Here is a 2,933-nt window from a genome sequence, read left to right as displayed (position 1 = left end):
GATCTCGGACGAGTCCGAGATCCGCGGGGAGGAGAGGGGGGCACAGTGCGAGTTCTGCGTGCCCACCTTTCCCTTCTCGGCCATCGTCGGCCAGGACGAGATGCGCCAGGCCCTGCTGATCGCGGCGGTGGACCCGGCGGTCGGCGGCGTGCTGGTCTTCGGCGACCGCGGCACCGGCAAGTCCACGGCGATCCGGGCGCTCGCCGCCCTGCTGCCGCCGATGCGGGCGGTGGTCGGCTGCCCGTACAATTGCGACCCCGACAGCCCGGCGGAGTCCTGTCCGCACTGCGCGCAGGGAAGCCCGCGCAAGAGTCACAAACAATCGGTGCCGGTGGTGGACCTGCCGCTGGGCGCCACCGAGGACCGGGTGGTCGGCACCCTCGACCTGGAGCGGGCGCTCGGCGCCGGGGTGAAGGCCTTCGAGCCGGGGCTGCTCGCCCGGGCCAACCGCGGCTTCCTGTACATCGACGAGGTCAACCTCCTGGAGGATCACCTCGTCGACCTGCTGCTCGACGTCGCGGCCTCGGGCGTCAACACGGTCGAGCGCGAGGGGCTGTCTCTGCGCCATCCGGCACGGTTCGTCCTGGTCGGCTCCGGAAATCCGGAGGAGGGGGAGCTGCGCCCGCAGCTCCTCGACCGGTTCGGCCTCGCCTGCGAGGTCGCGACCCCGAAGGACATCCCCACCCGGATCGCGGTGGTCCGCGCCCGCGACGCCTACGAGCGCGACCCGGCCGCCTTCTGCGCCGCGCGCGCCGGCGAGGAGAGGAAGATCCAGAAGCGGATCCTGCTGGCGCGGGAGCGCCTGCCGGGCGTGGCCGTGCCGGATGCCGCCCTGGAGCGCGCGGCGCGGCTCTGCCTGGCGCTGGGCACCGACGGCCTGCGCGGCGAGCTGACCCTGATGCGCACCGCCCGGGCTCTCGCCGCCCTCGACGGCGCCGAGATCGTCACCGACGACCACATCCGCCGCATCGCCCCGGCCTCCCTGCGCCACCGCCTGCGCCGCAACCCGCTGGACGAATCCGGATCCACCGCCCGGGTGGAGCGGGCGCTGGCGGAGATGTTTGCGTGACGGGCGCGCCAGCATCCGCCGCGCGAACGAACCCAGCCCGCGGCCCGGGCCGCGCGGCTTCAGGACCGGGCGCGGGTCCCCTCTCCACCCAAGTCGGGCTGGCCCGACTTGGGCTCCTCGGTGCGGATCTCGGGCAGGCCCGAGATCCGTCGGGAGAGGGACAGGGTGAGGGATGCGCGGCATCCGCAGAAAGCGCGACGGACCCGCACGTCGATCGCGTGCGTGATCCTGACGCGTCCCGCCCCTCACCCCAACCCACTCCCGCACCAGAGAGGGGGCGCGTCGCGCTCGGCCGCCAGCGCCCGTGTTCGACCCGGATGCGTGACCATCGTCGCCCGCGCGGGAGAGGGGGCCGGTTGCGCCCTGCACACGCTGATGCGTGACCAACAAGGCTCCGCAGAGGGGATGGAGACCACGCCTGATCCCTGGGCCGACGCCCGCCTGGCCGCCTGTCTGCTCGCCGCCGACCCGCACGGGCTCGGCGGCGCGGTGGTGCGCGCCGCACCCGGTCCGGTACGCGAGCGCTGGCTCCAGACCCTGCGGGACGCGCTGCCTGCCGGGACGCCCTGGCGGCGGCTGCCGCCCCGGATCGGCGACGACGGCCTGCTCGGCGGCCTCGACCTCGCCGCGACCCTGGCGACGGGTCGTCCCGTCGCGCGGGCCGGCCTGCTGGTGGAGGCCGATGGCGGGATCGTCGTCGTCCCCATGGCCGAGCGGTTGCCGCCGGGCACCGCGTCGCGGCTCGCGGCCGCCCTCGACACCGGCACGGTCTCGGACCGCGGCGCCAAGTTCGGCCTGATCCTCCTCGACGAGGGCGAGGCGGACGAGACGGTGGCCGAGGCGCTGGCGGATCGCCTCGCCTTCCGGATCGACCTGAGCGGCCTCGGACTCACGGAGGCCTCGGCGCCCGAACCGGAACCCACCCCGGGCATCCCGGAACCGGACCCGGTCGGCAGCCTCTGCGCCCTGGGCGAGGCCTTCGGGGTCGCGTCGCTGCGCGGCCCGATCCTGGCAGCGCGCGTGGCGCGCGCCCTCGCGGTGGACCGGCCGGTCGGCCAAGCGGAGATCGTGGCGGCCGGGCGCCTCGTCCTGGCGCCGCGCGCCACGCGCCTGCCCGCACCGGAGCAGTCCACCCCCGAGACCGCGGAGGCGCCGCCGCCCGAGCCGCCCGAGCCGCCCGACGCGGAGGCATCGGATCCGGCCGCCGCAGAGGCACCCGACGACGTCGTGCTGGAGGCGGTACGCGCCGCGATCCCGCCGAACCTCCTCGACCAGTTGCTGGCGGGTGCGCCGCGTCTCCCGGCCGTAAAGGCCGGCCGCGTCGGGCAGGCGGCCGCGGCCCGGACCGGGCGCCCGATCGGCAGCCGGCGGGGCGATCCGCGGCGGGGACGCCTGGACCTGCTCGCCACCCTGCGGACGGCGGCGCCCTGGCAGGCCCTGCGGCGCGGCGCGGAGGAGACGCGCCGCATCGTGGTGCGGCGGGACGATCTGCGGATCCGGATCCTCAAGCAGCGGACCGAGACCACCACGGTGTTCTGCGTCGATGCCTCGGGCTCGGCCGCCCTGGAGCGGCTGGCCGAGGCCAAGGGCGCGGTCGAGCTGCTGCTGGCCGAGGCCTATGTCCGGCGCGACCGGGTGGCGCTCGTGGCGTTCCGCGGCGCCGGCGCCGAACTGATCCTGCCGCCGACGCGCTCGCTGACCCGGGCCAAGCGCGGCCTCTCGGGGCTGCCGGGCGGGGGCGGGACGCCCCTCGCGGCCGGGATCGACGCGGCCGTCGCGGTGGCGCTGGGTGTGCGCCGCGGCGGAAGCCGCCCGGCGATCGTGCTGCTGACCGACGGGCGCGCCAACGTCGCCCGGTCGGGGG

Annotated in this window: 2 protein-coding genes; both read left to right on the top strand. The window is 76.3% G+C overall.

The window, feature by feature from the left end:
• Window positions 1–58: 58 nt before the first annotated feature.
• Window positions 59–1,069, top strand: coding sequence for a magnesium chelatase ATPase subunit I (bchI, locus tag ACXJKQ_RS14410; protein WP_457106504.1), 1,011 nt, complete (start codon window positions 59–61; stop codon window positions 1,067–1,069).
• A 405-nt stretch (window positions 1,070–1,474) separates the two neighbouring features.
• On the top strand, window positions 1,475–2,933 hold a 1,459-nt coding region (locus ACXJKQ_RS14405; protein WP_457106503.1), incomplete at its 3' end, for a magnesium chelatase subunit D.

It is taken from the genome of Methylobacterium sp. P5_C11 (assembly GCF_054049775.1).
The sequence above is the reverse complement of the archived record's forward strand: the minus strand, read 5'-3'. Positions and strand labels throughout refer to the sequence as shown.